General features: G+C 73.7%; 19 protein-coding genes. 7 read left to right on the top strand and 12 right to left on the bottom strand.

The features are described from left to right. Positions 1-141: 141 nt before the first annotated feature. From ACFY0D_RS32810 to ACFY0D_RS32825, 4 genes are all read right to left on the bottom strand, one after another. The gene (locus ACFY0D_RS32810) at positions 142-1,233 is read right to left on the bottom strand and encodes a lytic polysaccharide monooxygenase (RefSeq protein WP_390801596.1); all 1,092 of its coding nucleotides are present in this window, start codon (positions 1,231-1,233) and stop codon (positions 142-144) included. Between the two features lie 221 nt (positions 1,234-1,454). Next, complete coding sequence (locus ACFY0D_RS32815; protein WP_390801597.1) at positions 1,455-2,126, bottom strand: histone deacetylase; 672 nt, start codon at positions 2,124-2,126, stop codon at positions 1,455-1,457. A 227-nt stretch (positions 2,127-2,353) separates the two neighbouring features. Further along, positions 2,354-2,836: a DUF402 domain-containing protein gene (locus tag ACFY0D_RS32820; protein WP_301372122.1), complete on the bottom strand. Its 483-nt coding sequence runs from the start codon at positions 2,834-2,836 to the stop codon at positions 2,354-2,356. Beyond that, the gene (locus ACFY0D_RS32825) at positions 2,833-3,774 is read right to left on the bottom strand and encodes a GNAT family N-acetyltransferase (RefSeq protein ID WP_390801598.1); all 942 of its coding nucleotides are present in this window, start codon (positions 3,772-3,774) and stop codon (positions 2,833-2,835) included. The genes ACFY0D_RS32820 and ACFY0D_RS32825 overlap by 4 nt, the downstream gene beginning before the upstream one ends. Before the next feature lie 71 nt (positions 3,775-3,845). On the opposite strand from ACFY0D_RS32825, the gene ACFY0D_RS32830 reads away from it, so the two are divergent. Further along, positions 3,846-4,235, top strand: a complete 390-nt coding sequence (locus ACFY0D_RS32830; RefSeq protein ID WP_390801599.1) for a GntR family transcriptional regulator — start codon at positions 3,846-3,848, stop codon at positions 4,233-4,235. A 299-nt stretch (positions 4,236-4,534) separates the two neighbouring features. Here ACFY0D_RS32830 and ACFY0D_RS32835 read toward each other — a convergent pair whose 3' ends face one another. Continuing rightward, positions 4,535-5,632 (bottom strand): DUF5925 domain-containing protein, encoded by a 1,098-nt coding sequence (locus ACFY0D_RS32835; protein ID WP_301372125.1) that lies wholly within the window; start codon positions 5,630-5,632, stop codon positions 4,535-4,537. Between the two features lie 206 nt (positions 5,633-5,838). On the opposite strand from ACFY0D_RS32835, the gene ACFY0D_RS32840 reads away from it, so the two are divergent. Further along, positions 5,839-6,645, top strand: a complete 807-nt coding sequence (locus ACFY0D_RS32840; RefSeq protein WP_390801667.1) for an SGNH/GDSL hydrolase family protein — start codon at positions 5,839-5,841, stop codon at positions 6,643-6,645. On the opposite strand, the gene ACFY0D_RS32845 is transcribed toward ACFY0D_RS32840, so the two are convergent. After that, positions 6,615-8,474 carry a serine/threonine-protein kinase gene (locus ACFY0D_RS32845; protein WP_390801600.1) on the bottom strand — a complete coding sequence of 620 codons (1,860 nt, stop codon included), beginning with the start codon at positions 8,472-8,474 and terminating at the stop codon, positions 6,615-6,617. The two genes, ACFY0D_RS32840 and ACFY0D_RS32845, sit on opposite strands and share 31 nt — an antisense overlap. A gap of 279 nt (positions 8,475-8,753) precedes the next feature. Here ACFY0D_RS32845 and ACFY0D_RS32850 point away from each other — a divergent pair, with 279 nt between their 5' ends. After that, complete coding sequence (locus ACFY0D_RS32850; protein WP_030723188.1) at positions 8,754-9,023, top strand: hypothetical protein; 270 nt, start codon at positions 8,754-8,756, stop codon at positions 9,021-9,023. 48 nt (positions 9,024-9,071) lie between these two features. On the opposite strand, the gene ACFY0D_RS32855 is transcribed toward ACFY0D_RS32850, so the two are convergent. The 3 genes from ACFY0D_RS32855 to ACFY0D_RS32865 form a co-directional block, all read right to left on the bottom strand. Next, the gene (locus tag ACFY0D_RS32855) at positions 9,072-10,268 is read right to left on the bottom strand and encodes a CaiB/BaiF CoA transferase family protein (RefSeq protein WP_390801601.1); all 1,197 of its coding nucleotides are present in this window, start codon (positions 10,266-10,268) and stop codon (positions 9,072-9,074) included. 78 nt (positions 10,269-10,346) lie between these two features. After that, on the bottom strand, positions 10,347-11,135 hold the full coding sequence (locus ACFY0D_RS32860; RefSeq protein ID WP_390801602.1) for an ABC transporter permease: 789 nt from the start codon (positions 11,133-11,135) through the stop codon (positions 10,347-10,349). Then, a complete protein-coding gene (locus tag ACFY0D_RS32865) occupies positions 11,132-12,175 on the bottom strand; it encodes an ATP-binding cassette domain-containing protein (RefSeq protein WP_390801603.1) in 1,044 nt (347 codons plus the stop codon). The genes ACFY0D_RS32860 and ACFY0D_RS32865 overlap by 4 nt, the downstream gene beginning before the upstream one ends. 73 nt (positions 12,176-12,248) lie before the next feature. On the opposite strand from ACFY0D_RS32865, the gene ACFY0D_RS32870 reads away from it, so the two are divergent. Beyond that, complete coding sequence (locus ACFY0D_RS32870; RefSeq protein ID WP_390801604.1) at positions 12,249-12,974, top strand: TetR/AcrR family transcriptional regulator; 726 nt, start codon at positions 12,249-12,251, stop codon at positions 12,972-12,974. Between the two features lie 29 nt (positions 12,975-13,003). Here the strand turns inward: ACFY0D_RS32870 and ACFY0D_RS32875 are convergent, their stop codons facing one another. Next, positions 13,004-14,128 carry a type ISP restriction/modification enzyme gene (locus ACFY0D_RS32875; RefSeq protein WP_390801668.1) on the bottom strand — a complete coding sequence of 375 codons (1,125 nt, stop codon included), beginning with the start codon at positions 14,126-14,128 and terminating at the stop codon, positions 13,004-13,006. A 136-nt stretch (positions 14,129-14,264) separates the two neighbouring features. Between ACFY0D_RS32875 and ACFY0D_RS32880 the strand changes: the two genes are divergently transcribed. Continuing rightward, positions 14,265-14,426: a hypothetical protein gene (locus tag ACFY0D_RS32880; protein ID WP_266598284.1), complete on the top strand. Its 162-nt coding sequence runs from the start codon at positions 14,265-14,267 to the stop codon at positions 14,424-14,426. Between the two features lie 107 nt (positions 14,427-14,533). On the opposite strand, the gene ACFY0D_RS32885 is transcribed toward ACFY0D_RS32880, so the two are convergent. Together ACFY0D_RS32885 and hmgA are read right to left on the bottom strand one after the other, a co-directional pair. Then, positions 14,534-15,283, bottom strand: coding sequence for a GntR family transcriptional regulator (locus tag ACFY0D_RS32885; RefSeq protein ID WP_390801605.1), 750 nt, complete (start codon positions 15,281-15,283; stop codon positions 14,534-14,536). Positions 15,284-15,367: 84 nt separating this feature from the next. Further along, complete coding sequence (hmgA, locus tag ACFY0D_RS32890; protein ID WP_390801606.1) at positions 15,368-16,681, bottom strand: homogentisate 1,2-dioxygenase; 1,314 nt, start codon at positions 16,679-16,681, stop codon at positions 15,368-15,370. A 209-nt stretch (positions 16,682-16,890) separates the two neighbouring features. On the opposite strand from hmgA, the gene ACFY0D_RS32895 reads away from it, so the two are divergent. After that, complete coding sequence (locus ACFY0D_RS32895; RefSeq protein WP_390801607.1) at positions 16,891-19,029, top strand: right-handed parallel beta-helix repeat-containing protein; 2,139 nt, start codon at positions 16,891-16,893, stop codon at positions 19,027-19,029. Positions 19,030-19,162: 133 nt separating this feature from the next. Then, positions 19,163-19,978 (top strand): hypothetical protein, encoded by an 816-nt coding sequence (locus ACFY0D_RS32900; RefSeq protein WP_390801669.1) that lies wholly within the window; start codon positions 19,163-19,165, stop codon positions 19,976-19,978. Positions 19,979-20,390 lie beyond the last annotated feature (412 nt).

Raw genomic sequence — 20,390 nt, forward strand, 5'->3', positions numbered from 1 at the left:
AAGGGCGCGGCTCGCGGCGTCTGGTGCCGTGCATCGCAAGGCGGAGGATCGCCCGCCTACTGGACGTAAGCGGGCGTTCCGACAACGCGGCGAGGTGCGGTGCCAGGCGCCGCGAGCCAGGCGGGACTTTTAAAACACGCCCTAGCGGCCGTGGCGGCCTGTCGCCGTACGCGCGGTGCGGCGGCGGGCGGCTGCGAACAGCGCGGCCGCGCCGACGGCCAGGGCGGCGGCCCCGGCGATCGCGATCGTCGGGGTGGCGCTGCTGCCGCCCGTCTCCGCGAGGTTCTCCTTGGCCGGGGCCGGCGAGGAGGGGCCGGCCGCGAGCGGGACGGCGGCGGCATCCGTCGCGCTGTTCGTCTTCGGGTCGTTGTCGCCGTGGCCGCTGTGCTCCACCGTGGACTTGCCGGCGCCGTCGGAGATCTGCTGGTCGGTCGGGGCCGAGGGCTTGTCCGCCGGCTTGTCGCCCGGCTTGTCGCCCGGCCTGTCGCTGGGCTTGCCGGTCGGCTTGGCGCCCGTCCCGGTGGTCGGAGCGGTACCGGTACCGGTACCGGAGCCGCCGCCGTTGCCGCCGCCCGCGCCCCCGTTGTCCTTGCCGAAGACCACGTCCGAGCAGGTGTAGAAGGCCTCCGGGCTGTCGGAGCGCTGCCAGATGCTGTAGATCAGGTGGCGGCCCGACTTGTTCGGGACGGTCCCGGAGAAGACGTAGTCGCCGTTCTGCATGCCCGGGTCGGTGACCTTCGCGAACGGCGCGGGCTCCAGGTCGGACCAGGCCAGGGGCTTGGTCGGGTCGTAGCCGTCCTTCGTCACGTACAGCTCGAAGGAACCCTTGTGCGGGGCCGTGCCCTTGTAGCGGAAGGTGTGCGCGCCGGCGGCCATCGGGCTGGCCGGCCAGTCGGCACGGGCCAGGTCCAGCCCCCGGTACTTGTCGTTGCCGGCCGAGCAGAGCCGGCCGTTCGGGATCAACGACCGGTGGTTGCCGGCCGCGTTGGCGATGTTCACCGCGTTCCAGTCGTAGAACGGCTGCGTCCCGGCGGCCGCCACCGCCGCCTTGCACGCCGCCGACTTCGGGGACTCCGGTCCCTCGGCGTAGCACGCGGCCACCCGGCTGACCGGGTCCGTCATCGATCCGTGGGCGACCGCGGGAGCCGCCGCGTACGCGGCCAGCGCGAGCGGGGCCAGCCCGGCGGCGGCGATACGGGTCAGTGTGACGGCGGTGCGGCGGCGTGCGGGCATGGGTGATCTCCTTCGGGCACAAGGCAGGGGCGTGCCGGCGGAATCGGGCCCCGCGGTGCGCCGCCCCCCGGCGGCGCCACGACGGGCCCTTCCTGTCCTGGCCCGGCCAAGCTAGCCGCCCCGACCACGGGTTTTGCCACGTCGGGCCCACCGGAGCGGATCCTTAGGGTCCCCTTAAGCCAGGGACAAGAGCCGCCTCAGGAAGTGGGCTCGGCAGGGCGTCACCGGCCGGTGTCGGTCGTCAGGAGGTTCCTCACCTGTGCGGCCGTCCAGTTGCCGGCGGCGCCGGGGCAGGCCGCCAGGTAGTCGGCGATGTCCTGCTCCTCCCAAGGGCCGGACTCCAGGAGGCCGCCGGCCAGGTAGCGCAGGTATGCGCCCGACGGGTTGAGCACCTCGACGTCCTGAAGGCTCCACGGCGCGGTGAAGGTCAGCATGGGGATGCCCTCGATCGTGCCCGGGCAGATCAGGGTCTCGTACCGACCCGGGCCCAGCTCGTCACGACCGTCCCGTAGGGCCGCCGTCAGGTCCAGGTCCGCGCCCGGCTCCTCGTACATCTCCTGTGCGGCGATGTCGGACATCTGGCCGACCGTCACCAGGTGCGCCCGTCCGCGCATGCGCCCGGGGGCCGTGGGGTCGTAGAAGGCCCGGCCCCCCGTCCACACCGGGGACTCCGTGGCGAAGTACAGGCGGCCTTCCAGCTCGACCGCGATCGAGCGCTCGGGCGCCCTGTGGTCCCGGCAGCCGGGGTACGTGCGCGCCGCACCCGGCGGGGTCCCGCCGGCGATGTACGTGGCGAGGCGGTCCATGTGCATGTTGGACCCGTAGGAGGCGTACCAGACCCTCTCGGGCATGGGGGCCGCCTCGGCGAGCGGGGTGGCGGTGTGGACGGGCATGCTCGGTTCCTCGGGGATCGGGGATGAGGGCTGCGCGGCTGGGTGGCTGGGGCGAGGGGGATTGCGCCGGCCCGCCGGGGATCCGGAATATCCCCTGTCATATGCCTATCGGGCCACTGAGGCCCGTGCGTATGGTGTGGCCCCGGACCATCCCGGGCCCGGCGCCCTCCCGGCTCCCCACGGGAGGGCCGCCGCGCGCCCCGCGCCCCGCGTCCCGCGTTCCCGGGCTACGAGAGGAGCGCGGAAAGGCCGGCCGCGGACCGGGCCTGGTCGTCCAGCGCGTCGAGGGCCCGTACGGCCTGGGCCGCGGCCTCCGGGTCGCTCGCCGCGAGCCCGCTCTCGGCGAACTCGTCCTCGTCCAGCCGCAGCACGGAGCTCCCGTCCGCCGAGACCCACAGGTCGAGGTCCAGGTCCTCCACGAGGATCTCCCCGCTCTGCACCAGCGCCGGCCGCGTGACGTCGCAGTACCAGCCCTTGAGGACACCGCCCGCGGTCCACACCTCCTTGACCGCGTACCAGCGGGTCCGCCAGAAGTGCTCGACGAACACGTCGCCCGGCTCGAAGCGCACGAAGCCGAAGTCCCGAACGCCCTCCGCCGCCCATGGGGCGCGCACGGAGATCCGGTCGCCGTCGTCGGCGACCTGTGCCGCCGGGTAGCGGATCTTGGTCCGTCCGGCCTTGGTCAGGACGACGGTCAGCTGTGCGGTCACGGGGTCTCCAGTTTCTTCGTGTAGCGCGTCTCGGTCGCGCAGATCTCGTAGCCGAACCACTCGTTGACGGCGAGCATCGGGCCGTTGCCCGCGTCGTTGCCGGTGAAGGCCTCGGTGTACCCGGCCGCGCGGGCCCGGTGCAGGGAGGCCGTCTTGGCGAGCTTGGCCAGCCCCCGGCCGCGGAAGGCGCGCAGGGTGCCGGTCATCGCCGAGGCGTAGCGGGTCCCGCCGTCGGTCTGCGCCGCGGTGAAGGAGGCCACGACGCCGTCGACCAGGGCGACGGTGGTCAGCTCCTTGTCGAGGGACGGGCTGTTCCAGATGTGCGCGAGCCAGTCCTCGTAGTCGTCGAGCTCCGCCGTGAGATCGCCCGGTTCGTCGGCGGTCGTCTCGGCGTCGGCCTCGAACAGCGGCCGCGGGTCGGCGGCGAAGGCTGAACCGGGGCGCAGCTCGACCCCGGCCGGAAGGTCCCGCGGGAGCTCGGGCAGCGTGGCCGCCGCCAGGTCCAGGCGCAGGAAGTGCGCCGACCGGCCGGGGCGGTATCCGTGCCGCTCGGCGAAGGCGCGAGGGGCGGGCTCGTCGAGCACCCAGGCGTACACGTCCACCGCGCCCCGCGCGGCGAGGTGCTGTTCGGCGGTGCGCAGCAGGAGGGCGCCGGCGCCGAGGCCGCGGTGGGCGGGATCGACGTAGGCGTTGACGTACGACTGGCCGGGCTCGGGGCTGTCGTGCACGATGCCGACCTGGGCGGTGCCGATGACCCGGCCGTCCGCGGTCTCGGCGACGAGGATCCGGTGGTGCTTCGCCGGGTGGGCGCAGGAGAGCTCGAAGGCCACCCCCTCCGCAGTGGTGATCATGAACGGCAGGGCGGCGCGGCGTACCCGTACGACGGACTCCGCGTCCGAGTGGTCGCCGGGGCGGAGGTCGCGGATCGATACGGTCATGTGGCAGACGCTACGTGCGCCTTCGCGGCGTGCGCCTCCCAATTAACCGCCGATGGTGGACAATCACCCGCGTGACCTCGACAAACCTGAAGATCACCATCGACGGCTCGGCCGGGTCGGCCGCCCCGTACGAACAGCTGCGCGCGCAGATCGCCGACCGGGCCCGGTCGGGGAAGCTCCCGGCGGGCTTCAAGCTGCCGACGGTACGGGGCCTCGCGGAGGAGCTGGGGCTGGCCGCCAACACGGTCGCGAAGGCCTACCGGGCGCTGGAGGCGGACGCGGTGATCGAGACGCGGGGCCGGAACGGGACCTTCATCGCGGCCGCCGGGGACGCGGTGTCCCGCGAGGCGGCGTCCGCCGCGCAGGCGTACGCGGACCGGGTCCGCCGCCTCGGCCTGACGCAGGCCGAAGCCCTCGCCGCGGCCACGGACGCCCTCCGGGCGCGGTACGCCGCCACGTAGCCTCCGCTGGTCAGGCCGTGTGACCCCAGGCCCCGCGCGGGCCGGTCCGGGCGTAACCCCGGCCTCGACGGCGTGTGAGGCACGGGCCCCGGAGCGCGGTACGCCGGCCCCCCCGGCCGGTCGCCGGGGCGCTGCCCCGGGCCCCCACGCCTCGAACGCCGGAGAGGCTGGAAAACGAGCCTTGCCGGCGATTGAGGCGCGGCCGGGCCGTTGAACCGCCCACCGAGCCGGAGGCTGGAGGTACAGCCCCGCTTCCGAGCTGTGCGGCCGGGCCGTTGAACCGCCCACCGCGCCGGAGGCTAGAGGTACAGCCCCGCCTCCGAGCTGTGCGGCTGTGGCGGCAGGATCGCCGCCGGGCCCGTGCCGCGGCGCAGGGCGAACAGCTCCGCCAGGCTGGCCCCCTCGCGGGAGACGCCCTCGTCCGTGCCCAGCCAGTCCACCGCCTCCCGGTGGGTCAGCCGGCCGACCTCGATGCGGGCCAGGCAGCGCCCCGGGCGGACCACCGCCGGGTGGAGCCGTTCCAGGTCCTCGTTGGTGGTGACCCCCACCAGGACGTTGCGGCCCTGCCCCAGCAGTCCGTCCGTCAGGTTCAGCAGGCGGGACAGCGCCTGCCCGGCGGTGTGGCGGGCCTCGCCCCGGATCAGCTCGTCGCAGTCCTCCAGCAGCAGCAGCCGCCAGCGGCCCTTCGCCGTGCCCTCGTCCTCGCCGATCGCGATGTCCATCAGGTAGCCCACGTCGTTGAACAGCCGTTCCGGGTCCAGGACGCAGTCCACCTGGCACCAGTCGCGCCAGGACCGGGCCAGCGTGCGCAGCGCCGAGGTCTTGCCCGTGCCGGGCGGCCCGTGCAGCAGGAGCAGCCGGCCCGCGATGTCGTCCGGCGTCACCTTCATCAGCCGGTCCATCGCCCCGGCCACCGGCGCGGTGTAGTTGGGCCGTACCTCCGCCCAGGTCCCGGCCGCGATCTGGCGGGTCGTCCGGTACGGGCCGCGGCGCGGGGAGACGTACCAGAAGCCCATCGTGACGTTCTCGGGCTGCGGTTCGGGCTCGTCCTGGACGCCTTCCGTGGCCTTGCCGAGCACACCGGCGGCGAGTTCGTCGCTGACCGCCGTCACGGTGACGTCCGCGCCCCGGCTCCAGCGTGAGACGAGCATGGTCCAGCCCTCGCCCTCGGCGAGGGTGGCGCTGCGGTCGCTGTCGCGCGCCGAGCGCAACACCGTGGCCTCCGGCGGCAGGAGAGTGGCCTCCGCCTTGACCCGCTCGATCGACACGCTGTGCGAGTACGGCTGCTCGCCGGACGCGAACCGGCCGAGGAAGAGCGCGTCGACGACGTCCGACGGTGAGTCGCTGTCGTCGACGTTGAGCCGGATCGGCAGCGCGTCATGCGGGTTGGCTGACATGGCGCCCATGATCCGGCACACGGTGCCCTCGTGCACCCGTGTTTCGCTGGATCGGGTGCCCAAGTTCCCTCTTCAAACGCATTCGGAGTGAAGGTTCGGGCTTCAACTCTGCCCTGAACATTCTTGGCATGGACACTTCCAGCGAACCTCGGCTGCTTGTACCACGGACTCAGGAGTAACCCCCACAAGGAGCCGCACACATGAGCATGAAACTGTCGCGCTTCGCTGCCCTGACCTCCTCCCTCTTACTCGCCGCAGGCGCCACCCTGTTCGGCGCGGGCCAGGCGGCCGCCACCGCCCGGGCCGACTTCGGCTACGTCGCCCTCGGCGACTCGTACTCCTCCGGCGTCGGCGCCGGCAACTACGACGGCGCGAGCGGCAACTGCAAGCGCACCACCCGCGCCTACCCGGCCCTGTGGGCCGCCGCCCATTCCCCCCAGACCTTCTCCTTCACCGCCTGCTCGGGCGCTCGCACGGGCGATGTCCTCGCGGGCCAGCTCGCCCCGCTCAACTCCGGCACCGACCTGGTCAGCATCACCATCGGCGGCAACGACGCCGGATTCTCCGACGTCATGACGACCTGCGTCCTGCAGTCCGAATCCACCTGCGTCAACCGCGTGAACCAGGCCAAGGCCTACGTGGACTCCACCCTCCCCGGCCAGCTCGACCAGGTCTACAACGCCATCGACAGCCGTTCGCCCGGCGCGCACGTCGTCGTCCTCGGCTACCCCCGCTTCTACAAGCTGAACGGCACCTGCACCACCGGCCTGACCGAGGGCGAGCGGGCCGCCATCAACGGGGCCGCCGACTACCTCAACGCCGCCATCGCCAAACGCGCCGCCAACCACGGCTTCACCTTCGCCTCGGTCGCCGGAGCCTTCACGGGTCACGAGATCTGCTCCGGCAACGCGTGGCTGCACAGCGTCAACTGGCTGAACATCGGCGAGTCGTACCACCCGACCGCGGCCGGACAGTCCGGCGGCTACCTGCCGGTCTTCACGAACGCCGCCTGATCGGCCCGGTACTCCTGGTCCGCGCGGTTCTCCCCGTCCGCGCGGCCCGGCTGATCCGCCCGCTCCGGCTGATCCATCCGGTCCGGCTGATCCATCCGGTCCGTCCGGTCCATCGGGTCCATCGGGTCCGTCCGGTCCGTCCTGACGGTCCGATCGGGCGCGCCGGTCCCGGGAGCCGCCGGAGCGCTTGCCGTCGGCGAGGCCGGTGACGGACTCGGCCCGGGGGAGGGGGCCCCGCTCGTCGGGGTCTCCTTCCGGCACGTCACCGAGGTGGCCACCCACTGGGTGGTCACCTCGGCCGGTCCCCGCACCTCCAGCCGGACTGCGTCCTCGAAGACCCCGTCCGGTTCGTGCGTGAGCTCCGTGTGCTCCAGCCGCCGGCTCCTCGGACCGCCCTCCTCGTACGTGACGGAGCGCCAGTCGGGGCCGGACGTCCGCCCGCTCCGCGTGGCCCAGCGGTACTCCAGCACGACCGGGGTGCGCTCCACCTCGACGGTGGCCGTGAAGGCGGGCGCGTCCGCGGCGGGCGGCGGGCAGCTGCCGGTGTAGGAGGAGCGCACCGTGTCCACGTACACCGAGACGTGCTGCCCCGGTGTGGCCGGAGCGGACGCCGACACCGACGCCGAGGCCGGCGGAGCCGTCGAAGGGGTCGTCGTGACGGTCCGGGCGGTGGTCGCCGAGCCGGTCGGTGCGCCGCCGTTCCCGCCGCCCTTCCCGCCCGTGTTCTCGCGGTCCTTGAGCAGCAGCCACCCCACCGCTACCAGGGCCAGCAGCATCAGCACGATCCCGGCCGTCAGCACCAGCCCGGCCCGGCTCTCGCGCGCCCCCGGCCCGGACAGGGCCGGTGGCGGCGGCGTCCCGTACGGCGCCGCATGCGCCGCGTACGGCGCCGGGTGCGGCTCGCCCGCCCCGTGCCCGTGGTGCGCTGCGTGCCCGTGGTGCGCCGCCGTGGTCGTCGGCGAGTCCGGCCCCGACACCGGCCCGCCGGGGGCCCGTACGGTCCCGCCCGCGCCCACCACGCGCAGCATCCGGGCCGCCTCCGCCGCGTCCAGCCGCTCGGCCGGGTCCTTGCGCAGCAGCCCCTCCAGTACGGGCTCCAGCGCCCCGGCCCGGCGCGGCGGCGGCAACTCCGCGTCCACCACGGCCCGCAGGGTGTCCAGCGCGGTGGCCTGCCGGAAGGGCGAGACCCCCTCGACGGCGGCATAGAGCATGACCCCGAGCGCCCACAGGTCCGATGCGGGTCCCGGATCGCGTCCCAACGCCCGCTCCGGCGCCAGGAATTCGGGGGAGCCGACCACCTCGCCCGTCATGGTGATCGCCGAGGAGCCCTCCAGGGTCGCGATCCCGAAGTCGCCGAGCACCACCCGGCCGTCGTTGGCGATCAGGACGTTGCCCGGCTTCACGTCCCGGTGCAGCACCCCCGAGTCGTGGGCGGAGCGCAGCGCGGCGAGCACCTGTTCCCCGATGTGCGCGGCCCGCTGAGGGGTCATCGGCCCCTCGGCCTCCAGTGCGTCCGCCAGCGAGAGCCCGCGCACCAGCTCCATCACGATCCAGGGGCGTCCGCCCTCGGAGGCCACGTCGTAGACGGTGACCACCCCGCGGTGCGAGACCCGGGCCGCGGCCCAGGCCTCCCGTTCCAGCCGCCGGTACAGCCGCTCCAGTTCGGCGGGTTCCAGTCCGGCCGGCGCCCGTACCTCCTTGACGGCGACCTCGCGGGCGAGTACCTCGTCGCGGGCCCGCCACACGATGCCCATCCCGCCGCGGCCGATCGGTTCGAGCAGCCGGTAGCGGCCCGAGATGACACGATCGGAGTTCGATTGGTCACTCACGCGCGCCCCCGAGTGTGCTCCCGTGCGCCCGGGTGTCATCGGGCGATCACTCCAAGTTAGCGCAGTGTGGGCCAAGTGGCCCCTGTCGTGACGGGACTGGCGCAGGGGCCTTTCGCAGCGTGACGTCTGTGCGGAGAGTAATCGGCGACTCCGCTGAGTAATCGTCAACTCCCCGTCGCCACAGGGGTAATTCACACCACCGGGATACCCGGGGGCGACGCGGGGGCGATAGGGTTAACCTGCCCGGGCCGGGTGCCCTCGTACGGGTGGGGAGAGAACATGGAACAGATAGCAATGCGCAGCAGGCCGCCTCGCGTGCCTGCCATCACCTGCGGCAGCAGTGCGACCAGCTCGCGCCTCGACCGCCACCTCTCTGTGCTGGGCGGTCCCGCCGTCCCGCACCGGGAGACCGCCGAGGCGACGCTGCTGATGCGCGAGCTCACCTCCCGCGACCACACGCACCGCCTGCGGAGCCGGAGCGCGCGCGTCTCGCTCTTCGCGCCGCTGCGCCGTCTGCGTCGCACGCTCTTCGGCAGCCGCCGCTCGTAACCTTCCCCGTACCGCAGCCGTCGGCCCTCGGCCTCCGGCTCCCCGGCCCTACCCGATCACACCGTCCCGGCGCAGTTCCGAGATCTGTGCGTCCGCCATCCCCAGGGCGCGCAGCAGGGACTCGGTGTGCTCGCCCAGCGCGGGCACCGCACCCATGTGCGGTGCCGCGCCGCCCGGCAGTCCGATCGGCGGCAGCAAGGCCCGCAGCGGACCGGCCGGTGAATCCACCTCCCGCCAGCGGTCCCGGGCCGCGAGTTGCGGATGCCCGGCCAGCTGGGCCACCGAATTCAGCCGCGCGCACGCGATGCCCGCCGCCTCCAGCCGCCCGATCGCCTCGTCCGCGCCGAGCCGGCCCAGCGCCTCCGCCACCACCGCGTCGGTCTTCTCCCGGTTCCCGGTGCGCGCCGCGTTCGTCGCGTACGCCGGATCCTCGGCCAACTCGGGCCGTTCCAGTACCTGTTGCGCCAGGCGCCGCCACTCGCGGTCGTTCTGCACCGACAGCAGCACCCGGTCCCCGTCCGCCGTCGCGTAGGCGTCGTAGGGCGCGATCACCGCGTGCGCGAGGCCGGTACGCGCGGGCTGTTCCCCGCCGTGCATCGTGTGGTGCAGTGGATGGCCCATCCACTCGGCGAGCGCGTCCAGCATGGACACCTCCACCCGGCCCCCGCGCCCGGTGACCCCGCGGCGCAGCAGAGCGGCCAGGACCCCCGAGAAGGCGTACATGGCCGCCGCGATGTCCGCCGCCGGAATGCCCGCCTTGACCGGCCGCTCCGGGGTGCCGGTCACCGAGACCAGGCCCGCCTCGCACTGCACGAGCATGTCGTAGGCGCGCTTGTGGGCGTACGGGCCCTCGGCGCCGTAGCCGGAGACGTCCACGGCGACCAGCCGGGGGTACCGCGCGCACAGGGCGGCCGAGTCGAGCCCCAGCCGGGCCGCCGCCCCCTGCGCGAGGTTTTGCACGAAGACGTCGGCCCCGGCCAGCAGTCCGTGCAGGACCTCCCGGCCGCGCGGGTCCTTCAGGTCGAGCGCGATCGACTTCTTGCCCCGGTTGGCCCACACGAAGTGCGAGGCGAGGCCGTGCGCGGCCGTGTCGTAGGCACGGGCGAAGTCGCCGCCGTCGGGACGTTCGACCTTGATCACCCTGGCGCCCAGGTCGGCGAGCTGGCGGGTGGCGAAGGGGGCCGAGACGGCCTGTTCGACGGCGACGACGGTGATGCCGTCCAGGGGGAGTGGTTCGGTAGCCATGGGCCCTGCCTACCGGGTCGGCGGGCCGCTGTCACCACGCCGGCGGCGATGCGCGCCATTGATCACATATGACGGCCACTACCGGGCGCCGTGGGCGAACCGGCGCGTGGCCAGTGGTACGAACAGCGCGAGCAGCAGCCCCGACCACAGCAGCGCCCCGGCCACGGGGTGCGCCGCGGGCCAGGCGGCGCCGGCCGCGGCCTCGCCCCCGGCGTTCCCGCACAGCTCGCGCACGGCAGTGGCGACGGCGCTGATCGGGTTCCACTCGGCGACCGCCCGCAGCCACCCGGGCAGCCCCGCGGTCGGCAGGTACGCGCTGGAGAGCATCGGCAGGACGAAGGTGGCGCTGCCGAGCTGGCCGGCCGCCTCCTCGCTGCTGCTCAGCAGGCCGAGGTACGTGCCCACCCACGCGGTGGCGAAGCGGAACAGCAGCAGCACGCCCAGCGCCCCCAGCGCGCCGGGCAGGCCGTTCTCGATGCGCCAGCCCATCAGCAGCCCCACCAGCATCAGCGGCACCATCGACGCGCCGGTGGTCAGCAGATCGGCGGCCGTCTGCCCGAGCGGTACGGCGGTGCGGCTCATCGGCAGGGTCCGGAAACGGTCCATCACCCCGCGGTGGGCGTCCTGCGCGGCCGTGAACATGCCGGTCATCAGGCCGTTCGCGGCGGTGGCGGCCAGCAGCCCGGGGACCAGGAACTCCCGGTACTCCGTGCCCGGCATGGCGAGCGCGCTGCCGAAGACGTAGCCGAAGAACAGCAGCATGGTGATCGGCATGGTCTGGGTGAGGACCAGCAGCGCCGGGGCGTGCCGGGCCTTCTGGAGCTGGCGGGTGAGGACGGCTCCGCCGTCTGACAGCAGGGTGCTCATGCGGCGTACTCCTGATCGTCGGCGCTGGTACCGGCGTCGGCGTCGGCATCGGCGTTGATGCCGGCATTGATGTCGGCGTTGGCGTTGGCGTCGGCGTTGACGGAACGGGCCTGGGTGAGGCGCAGGAACACCTCGTCGAGGGTGGGCGGGCGCAGGGTCGCGTCCGTGACCGGGACCCCGGCGGTGTCGAGTTCCCGGATGATCCGCGGCAGGGTGAGGGCGCCGTCGAGGACGGTGACGCCGACGGTCAGCCGCTCCTCGTCGAGCACGGGCCGACCGCCGGTGAGCTGGTCGAGTACCGCGGCGGCGCGGGCGAGCGCCCCGCGCTGCGCGACGGTGACCTCGGCGCGGGCGCCGATCCTGGCCTTCAGCCGGTCCGGAGTGCCGGTGGCGGCGACCCGGCCGCGGTCGACGACCACGATCTCGCCGGCCAGCCGGTCGGCCTCCTCCAGGTACTGGGTGGTGAGCAGCACCGTGGTGCCCTCCTCGGAGAGCCGGCGCACCGCCGTCCAGATCTGCTCGCGGGCCGCCGGGTCAAGGCCCGTGGTGGGCTCGTCGAGGAACAGCACCCGGGGGCGGGTGACCAGGCCGGCGGCCAGGTCCAGGCGCCGCTTCATACCGCCGGACCAGGTGCCGGTCACCCGGTCGGCGGCCTCGCCGAGCCCGAAGCGCTCCAGCAGCTCGTCCGCGCGGGCCCGGCCCGCGGAGCCGCGCAGTCCGGCCAGCCGGGCGAAGAGCCGGAGGTTCTCACGGCCGGTCAGATCCCCGTCGACGGAGGCGTACTGGCCGGTGACGCCGATGGCGCGGCGGACGGCCGCGGGATCTCGGGTGACGTCGTGACCGGCGACGAGGGCGCGGCCGCCGGTGGGTGCGGTGAGGGTGGTGAGGATCCGGACGGCGGTGGTCTTTCCCGCGCCGTTGGGGCCGAGGAGGCCGCAGACCGTGCCCTCGGGGACGGCGAGGTCGAGGCCGCGCAGGGCGTGGACCTCCCCGTAGCTCTTCTCCAGACCCTCACTAAGTACAGCGTACGTAGTCGTCATGCGTGCCACCGTACCTCACTACGTACGGCGTACGTAACTAAGATGGTGGGGAGACGACGAGGTGATCTGAGCCATGACAGCCGGCGGGCGACCCGCTGAACCCGAAGTGATCTGGTCCCGCCCCCAGCGGGCCGGCCGCGGCCCCAGGCCCGCGCACAGCCGCGAGTCCATCGCGTCCGAGGCGGTGCGCATCGCCGACGAGGAGGGGATCGAGGCCGTCTCCATGCGCCGCGTGGCGGCCGGGATCGGCGCGGGGACGATGTCCCTCTACAACTACGTGCCGCGCAAGGAGGACCTGTACGAGCTGATGGTCGACGCGGCCAGCGGGGAGTACGAGTTCCCCGCGCCGACCGGCGACTGGCGGGCCGACCTGCTCGCGCTGGCCCGCCGGACGCGCGCGCTGATGCACCGCCATCCCTGGCTGCCGCGCCTGTTGAGCCCCGTCTACGGCTTCGGTCCCAACGCCCTGCGCTACCTGGAGTACAGCCTGGACTGCCTGGCTCCGCTCGACGTGCCGGACGGCGAGAAGCTGGAGCTCGTCGCCGCCGTCAACGGGACCGTCGCGACCTACGTGGCCAGCGAGCTGGCGCTGGCCGAACGGGCCCGGTCGCTGCCCTGGGGCGAGGCGGAGGAGCAGCGCGTACGGACGGCCTGGCTCGGCTCCCGGCTGGCCACCGGGGAGTATCCGCGGCTGGCGGCGGCCCTCGGTGGCGGCGGCCCGGTCCCGGGCGCCGGGCTCGACATGGACCAGGTCTTCGACCGTACGGTGTCCCGGCTGCTGGGGGCCTGGGGAGCCTAGGGGGCGTCGTGTCGCCCCTCCCTGGATCCTCAGAGGAGGGCGAACTGCCCGCCCGGGCCCTCCTCCTGGTGGTCCAGCACCGAAGCCGGGCGCCGGGCCCAGGCCGGCGGCGGCAGCACCCCGGCCGCCCGCAACGCCTCCGCCGACAGCGCCGGCCCGGGCTCGAACGCGGCCCGCTCCGGGGCCAGTTCGGCCAGCAGCGCCAACGTGGTCACCAGCGCGAGCAGCTCCGAGGTCCAGCTCTGCGGCCACTCGGCAGGCCCCAGCGCGGCCAGGCCGTCGGCGTCCGGACCCCGGTGTGCGGTGCGGGCGGCGAACCAGGCCGGGAGCACCCGCACGCCCTGCGCCTCGTACGCCCAGGCCCCGGCCGGCACGGGGGAGACCGTCCCGCTCCCGAGGCTCAGCGTCTCGCTCTCCGCGTCGTACGCGAGCTCCCGCGGCCAGCCCGCGACCGCCGAGCGCACGTACGGGCGGCGCCCGCCGGGCAGCCGCGGCGGCTCACCGCCGCGCGCGCCGCGCAGCTGCACGCTCAGCAGCCGGTGCCCCAGCTCCAGCCCGGCCCGCCAGTGCTCGGAGCCGGCGGAGAGCGGGACCTCGTACCCGCGCGGGCCCGGGCGGCCCGCCGCGAGGATCCAGCACAGGACGTCCTCGGCGGTGACCCGGCCGCCGTGGCGCGCACCGAGCAGGGACAGCAGGCCGGGTGCGAGATTCGGCTCGGCGCCGCCCGGGCGCCGGTGCAGGGGGCGGATCCGGCCGAGGCGGCCGACCGGGAGGTGCGCGGTGACCAGCGGATCGGGGGTTTCGACGAGGAACAGCTGGTGCTCGTCCCGCACCCGCCAGAGCTCGGGGCGGGCCGCGTCGATGAGCCGCTGGTCGGGCAGCAGCCACTGCTCGTCGAAGGGGTCGCGGAGCACCCGTACGGGGTCGGGGCAGGGGCCCGGGGCGTCGGCGAAACGGGCCGTGGCCGCCGAGCGCTGCCCCGGCAGGGCGGCCGCCCCGGCGTCTGGCCTGCGGCTGCGGCTCGGGCGGAACAGCCGCTCCCGCTCGGCGCCTTCGGAGCCGGTCAGGGCGGCCCAGCGGGCGCGCAGGGCCGCCGGATCGGGTGCGGCCACCCAGTCCCGGCCCAGGCGCAGGCCGCCCACGGACCAGGGCATCAGGTCCTCGATCAGCGGTACGTCTTCGCTCACGCCGCCGATGGTAGCGACGGGATCCGATGGCCGGGCTACGTCCAGGCCGAAGAGCTAGGCTCCTTATGTACGCATACGTACGGTATCGACCGGGGAGGCGGTCATGAGCCAGTACGACGAATACACGACCCCGTCACAGGCCGAGGGCGAGCGCCTCGACGAGGACATGGACGAGGTCCAGCGCAAGCAACGGCACCCCCAGACGATGCGGACCACGCCGTCCCAGGCGGAGGGCGAACGCACCAGGGAGGACGACGAGAAGTAGTCGCGGCCAGTCGCAGGGGCGCCGAAGGGCGCCGAAGGGCGCTGGAGGACGTCAGCGGACGGCAGCGGCCGTCAGCGGTCGTCAGAGGGGGCGTCGCAGGAGCGGCGTCAGTGCGCGTCAACCGTCACGGTGAAGGAGAACCGGTCGCCCCGGTAGCGGATCCGGGCCACGTCCACCACCCGGCCGTCCTCGTCGTACGTGACGCCCGTGTAGTGCAGGATCGGGCTCAGCAACGGCACCTGGAGCAGCTCGGCCGTCTCCGGGTCGGCCAGCCGGGCCTCCACCGTGTCCGTGATCCGGCTGATGCGGACCCCCACGATGTCCCGCAGGACCTTCGTCATCGGCCAGCGTTCGAGATCGGCGAGATCCACCGCCTCGGCGAACTCCGGCAGGACGGCGTTCTCCGCCCAGTTCGTCGGCTCGCCGCTCTCCCGGTCGTGGCGCAGGCGGCGGTACGTGACCACCTCGGCCGTGTCCGGGAAGTGCTCCAGCAGCTCCCCGGACACGGCCGTGCGGCCGCGCCCGAGGATCGTCGTGCGGTCGCCCGACTGCTGCGCCACGATCGCGTCGACCGAGCCCAGCAGCCGGACCGGGGTGCTGCGCAGCGCGCCCGGCTCGATGAAGGTGCCGCGCCGCCGGTGCCGGCTGATCAGGCCCTCGCCCTCCAGCTCCTTGAGCGCCTGCCGCATGGTCAGCACGCTCACCCCGTAGTGTCCGGCCAGCTGCTCCTCGGTGGGCAGGCGCAGCGAGGCGTCCGGGGTGCGCCCCAGTATCGAGGCGCGCAGTGACTGCGACACCTGGTACCAGAGCGGCAGCTTCCGGTTCAGTACCAGCGAGTCGGGGGCGAAGGCGGTCACGGGTGGATCTCCGAAGGCTGGACAGGGGTGGCGTGCGGCGCATGCAGGGTGCGGGTACCGCGCATGCAGCGTATGCAGTGCAGGTCAGGCGCGGAAGTGGCGCTGCAGACCCTGCCACACGTCGTCGTAGCCGCGCTGGAGGTGATCGGCGCCGGCCGCCTGCGGGGTGGCGGTGATCGGCCAGCGGGTCTCGAACATGAAGGCCAGGCCGTCGTCGATCTTCTGCGGCTTCAGCTCGGCCGCACTCGCCCGCTCGAAGGTCTCGTGGTCGGGTCCGTGCGCGGACATCATGTTGTGGAGCGAGCCGCCGCCCGGGACGAAGCCCTCGGCCTTGGCGTCGTAGGCCCCCTCGATGAGGCCCATGTACTCGCTCATCACGTTGCGGTGGAAGTAGGGCGGACGGAAGGTGTCCTCGCCGACCAGCCAGCGCGGGGCGAAGACCACGAAGTCCACGCCCGCCAGCCCCGGGGTGTCGGAGGGCGAGGTCAGGACCGTGAAGATCGACGGGTCGGGGTGGTCGTAGCTGATCGAACCCAGGACGTTGAAGCGGCGCATGTCGTACACGTACGGGACGTGGCTGCCGTGCCAGGCGACCACGTCGAGCGGCGAGTGGTCGTAGGTGGCGGACCAGAGGTTGCCGCAGAACTTGTTGATCACCTCGGTCGGGCGCTCGCTGTCCTCGTACGCGGCGACGGGGGCCTGGAAGTCCCGCGCGGCGGCGAGGCCGTTGGCGCCGATCGGGCCCAGGTTCGGCAGCTCGAAGGGCTGGCCGTAGTTCTCGCAGATGTAACCGCGGGCGTCGGCGTCGAGCAGCTCGACGCGGAAGCGGACGCCGCGGGGGATGAGGGCCATGTCGCCCGGGCGGGCGGCGAGCAGGCCCAGCTCGGTGCGCAGGAGCAGTCCGCCGCGCTCGGGGACGATCAGCAGCTCGCCGTCGGAGTCGCTGAACACCCGGTCGGTCATGTCGGCGTTGGCGGCGTAGAGGTGGATGGCCATGCCGGCGCGCTGGGCGGCGTCGCCGTTGCCGCCGAGGGTCCACAGGCCGGAGAGGAAGTCGGTGCCGGGGACCGGGGCGGGCAGCGGGTTCCAGCGGAGCCGGTTCGGGTCCGCCACGGACTCGGTGAAGGGTGCGGAACGCAGGGCCCCGTTGTCGATCCGGGTGAAGGGCGGGTGCGCGGCCGAGGGGCGGATCCGGTAGAGCCAGGAGCGCCGGTTGTGGGTGCGGGGCTCGGTGAAGGCGCTGCCGCTGAGCTGCTCGGCGTAGAGGCCGAGGGGTGCGCGCTGGGGCGAGTTCCGGCCGATCGGCAGTGCGCCGGGGACGGCCTCCGAGCTGTGCTCGTTGCCGAAGCCGGTGAGGTACTCCAGTGCCTCTGCCGTCTTCCTGGCCTGCTCGCTCATGTGCTGCTCCCGCTCCGTCGAAGGAATCCTATGGTCGACAGTAGGATTCCGCGGCTCGCACGTCAACGGCGGATCCGCGCCCGGTCCGGAGATCGGCGGGAAAGGCCGGAAATGGGGGAGGGGGCGACGGGCGTGCGGACGGAGCTGCCGGAACACGGATTCGGTCGAGGGGGATCCCAAAAGATGAACATTGCTCTACTCTCACGCGCATGTCGTGGACCCGCAGGTTCCCTGCCGTGCCGGCGGCGCTCCTCGCCGCCCTTCTCGCCCTTCTGTCCCTCCTCGTCGCGGCGCCCGCCGCCAGCGCGCACGAGGAGCGCCCGATCACCCTCCCGGACGGCTCCGGATCGGTACCCGAGTACCGCACGGCCGAGCCCGACCTGATCGTCTGCAAAACCGACCGGCCCGCCTTCGAGCGCCGGATATCTGCCTTCCCCGACGACCTCAGGCAGCGCAACCTCGCCCTGTACGAGCGGTGCGAGAAGAGCGGCTACCGACACCTGCAGGAGGCCGTCGACGCCGTCGACCGGCCCGGGATGAACATCGCGATCCTCCCCGGCCTGTACGAGGAGGAGCCCTCGCTCCCCACGCCGACAGGGGAGTGCGCCGCGCTCAAGGCCCCCCAGTCCTCGCTCGGGTACCAGATCCTGTCCTACGAGCAGCAGGTGCAGTGCCGGCACAACCAGAACCTCGTCGCCATCCTCGGCAAGACGAACCTGCAGATCGAGGGCACGGGCGCGTCACGGCTCGACGTGGTCGTCGACGCCAAGTACCAGAAGCTGAACGCCATCCGCGCGGACAAGTCCAACGGCATCTACTTCCGCAACTTCACCGCCCAGCGCACCACCTTCAACTCGCTGTACGTGCTCGCGGGCGACGGCTTCGTCATCGACGACGTGCTGACCCGCTGGAACGACGAGTACGGCTTTCTGACCTTCGCCAGCGACCACGGGCTCTACAAGAACTGCGAGTCGTACGGGAACGGCGACTCCGGCATCTACCCGGGCAGCGCCTCGAACATCAACGACGGCCGCGGCTACGAGGTCCCCCGGTACTCCATAGAGATCACCGGCTGCCGCAGCCACCACAACATGGTCGGCTACTCCGGCACCGCGGGCGACTCGGTGTGGGTGCACGACAACGAGTTCGACCAGAACATGGGCGGCGCCTCGATGGACAGCGCCTTCCCCGGCCACCCCGGACTCCCGCAGAACCACGCCAAGTTCGAACGGAACCTGATCCACGACAACAACCAGGACTACTACGGGTTCGTCGCCGACGGCACCTGCGCCAAACCGCCGATCGAACGCGGCTACGAGCGGGGCGTGGTCTGCCCGCAGATCTCCATGCCGCCGGGCACCGGCATCATCACCGCGGGCGGCAACTGGAACCTCTACGAGAACAACTGGGTGTACGGGCACCGGCGCGCGGGCTTCTTCCTCAGCGCGGTCCCCGCCTTCATCCGAGGTGAGGAAGCGTGGTCGAAGCAGACCGACACCTCCCACCACAACCGGTACGCCGGGAACGTCATGGGCAAGGACAAGTCCGGCGCCGCCCGCCCCAACGGCACGGACGTGTGGTGGGACGGCCAGGGGCGCGCCAACTGCTGGCAGGACGGACCCGACGGCTCCACCCCCGGCGCGGTTCCGCAGTGCGGTGACCGCCGGGGCGAGGTCTCGGGGGCGTCCGCCCGCCTGGTCGGCGAACCGGTCAAGCTGGCCCAACTCCTCGTCTGCGCGGACTACAACGTCCAGGCGCGCAAACTCCCGTCCGGCTGCGACTGGTACGGCGCGCGCGGACTGGAGCGGGTGGAGACCCAGCTCGCGCTGGCCGTGGCCGCGGTGCTGCTGCTCGTCGGCGGCGTCCTGTGGTGGCGCCGCCTGCGCGGCTCCCGGCTGGGCACGGCCGCAACGCTGGCCGGGCTGGCGGGTCTGGTCCTGGACGTGGCGGGCTCCACCATGCCCCTGACCGCCACCTTCGTCCCGGCACTCGCCCTCCTCCTGCTCGGCCTGTGGTGGACGGGCGCCGGCCTGGTCCTGCGCCCCGCCCGCCCCTGGCTGGCCCGCCTGACCCTGCTGCTGGCCGGGCTCACCCTGCTGGACGCCTTCGACAAGGCCGTCCTGATGATCCCCTGGACCCCCCTGAGCCCCGCCTGGGTACGGGCCCTGGTCGCCGTGATCTGGGTCCTGTGGGCGGTGGTGGCCTCGGCCCGCCCGGGCACCGCGGCCCGCCCGTCCGGCCCGGGCGGCGACCCCGCGGGCGACCGCGCCCCGGTCCCCTCCGACCCCGCCCCGGCGCTGAGCGCGGCCGCCCCCGAGCCCCCGGCGACCCCGGACCCCGCGCCGTGACCCCCGCCCACGCCGCCCCGACCACAGGAGGCCAGCGGTGACCGACCGGCCCGACGACGACAACCGGTGCGACGCCTGCGGTACGCCGCCCCGCGCGGCCCGCAGGCTCCGCCGGACCGCCCGCGCCGCGGCCCTGCTCGCCCTCGCCCTGCTCCTCGCGGGCGGCGCGGCGACGGGCTGCGGCGGGCGGGCCACCACCCACCACAAGCCCGGCACCAGCCACGAGCAGGCCTCCGGAGGCGTGGGCACCCTGCTCACGGCCACCGACGGCACCGGCCACCGGCTCCGCGAGGTCCCGGCCCAGGGCGCGCCGGAGGTCCAGCTGACCGTCCGCCCGGACTCGGAGGACGGCTGGAACCTCCAACTGGCGGTGACGAACTACCGCTTCACCCCGGACAGCACCGGCGGCGCCGCCCTCCCGGGCGCGGGCCACGCCCACCTGGAGCTCGACGGACGCAAGCTGGCCCGGCTGTACGGCCCCTGGTTCCACCTGCCCGCGGCGCAGGTCCCCGAGGGCACGCACACCCTGACCGTCCGCCTCTACGCGGACGACCACACCGCCTGGGCGGTCTCGGGCAAACCGGTCGAGGGCACGGCCCAGCTCACCGCCACCGCCCCGGGCCAGCCGGGCGGACACAGCCACGGGGACACCCCGCCGCCGAGCCAGACCCCGGCGCCGGAGCAGGCCGACCGCACGGTCACCATCACCGTCCGGGACGGCAAGGTCAGCCCGGCCCCCGCCCGCACCGAGCTGCGGCGCGGAGAGCGCGTGGCCCTGCGCGTCACGAGCGACCGCGCGGACACCCTGCACGTCCACGGCTACGACAAGGAACTCGCCCTGCCGGCAGGCCAGGAGGCCACCCTGATCCTGACGGCCGACCGCACGGGCCTCTTCGAGGTCGAGACCCACGAGTCCAGCCTCGTCCTGACCCAACTCCTCGTCCGATGACCCCACCCCGCCCCGAACCCAGCCCTCTGGCCAGAGTCGAGCTCGGGCCGACGCCACGGCCCGCAGCCAAGCCGACACCGGGCCCCGCGCCCGTGCCGGGTCCTGTGCCCGTGCCGGGTCCTGTGCCCGTGCCGGGTCCTGTGCCCGCACCGAGCCCTGCGCCCGCACAGGGTCCTGCGGCTGGGCCTGGACCCGTACTGGGCCCTGGACCTGTACCAGGACCCGCGCACGGGCCCGCGACCCGGGCCGCCCGGCCCGGCGTCCCGCCCGCGTTCCCGAGCGGCGTCCGGTCCCGGCCGTCCGGACCCGGGCCGGAGTCCGGGCGGCCGGGCCGTGCCGCCGACGGGACGTCGCCCCGGGCGGAGAGACGGTGAGCCCGCTCGGGCCGGATCTCGCCCCGGGCGCCGGCGAG

The sequence above is a fragment of the Streptomyces sp. NPDC001502 genome (assembly GCF_042894785.1).
Lineage (GTDB): Bacteria > Actinomycetota > Actinomycetes > Streptomycetales > Streptomycetaceae > Streptomyces > Streptomyces kutzneri.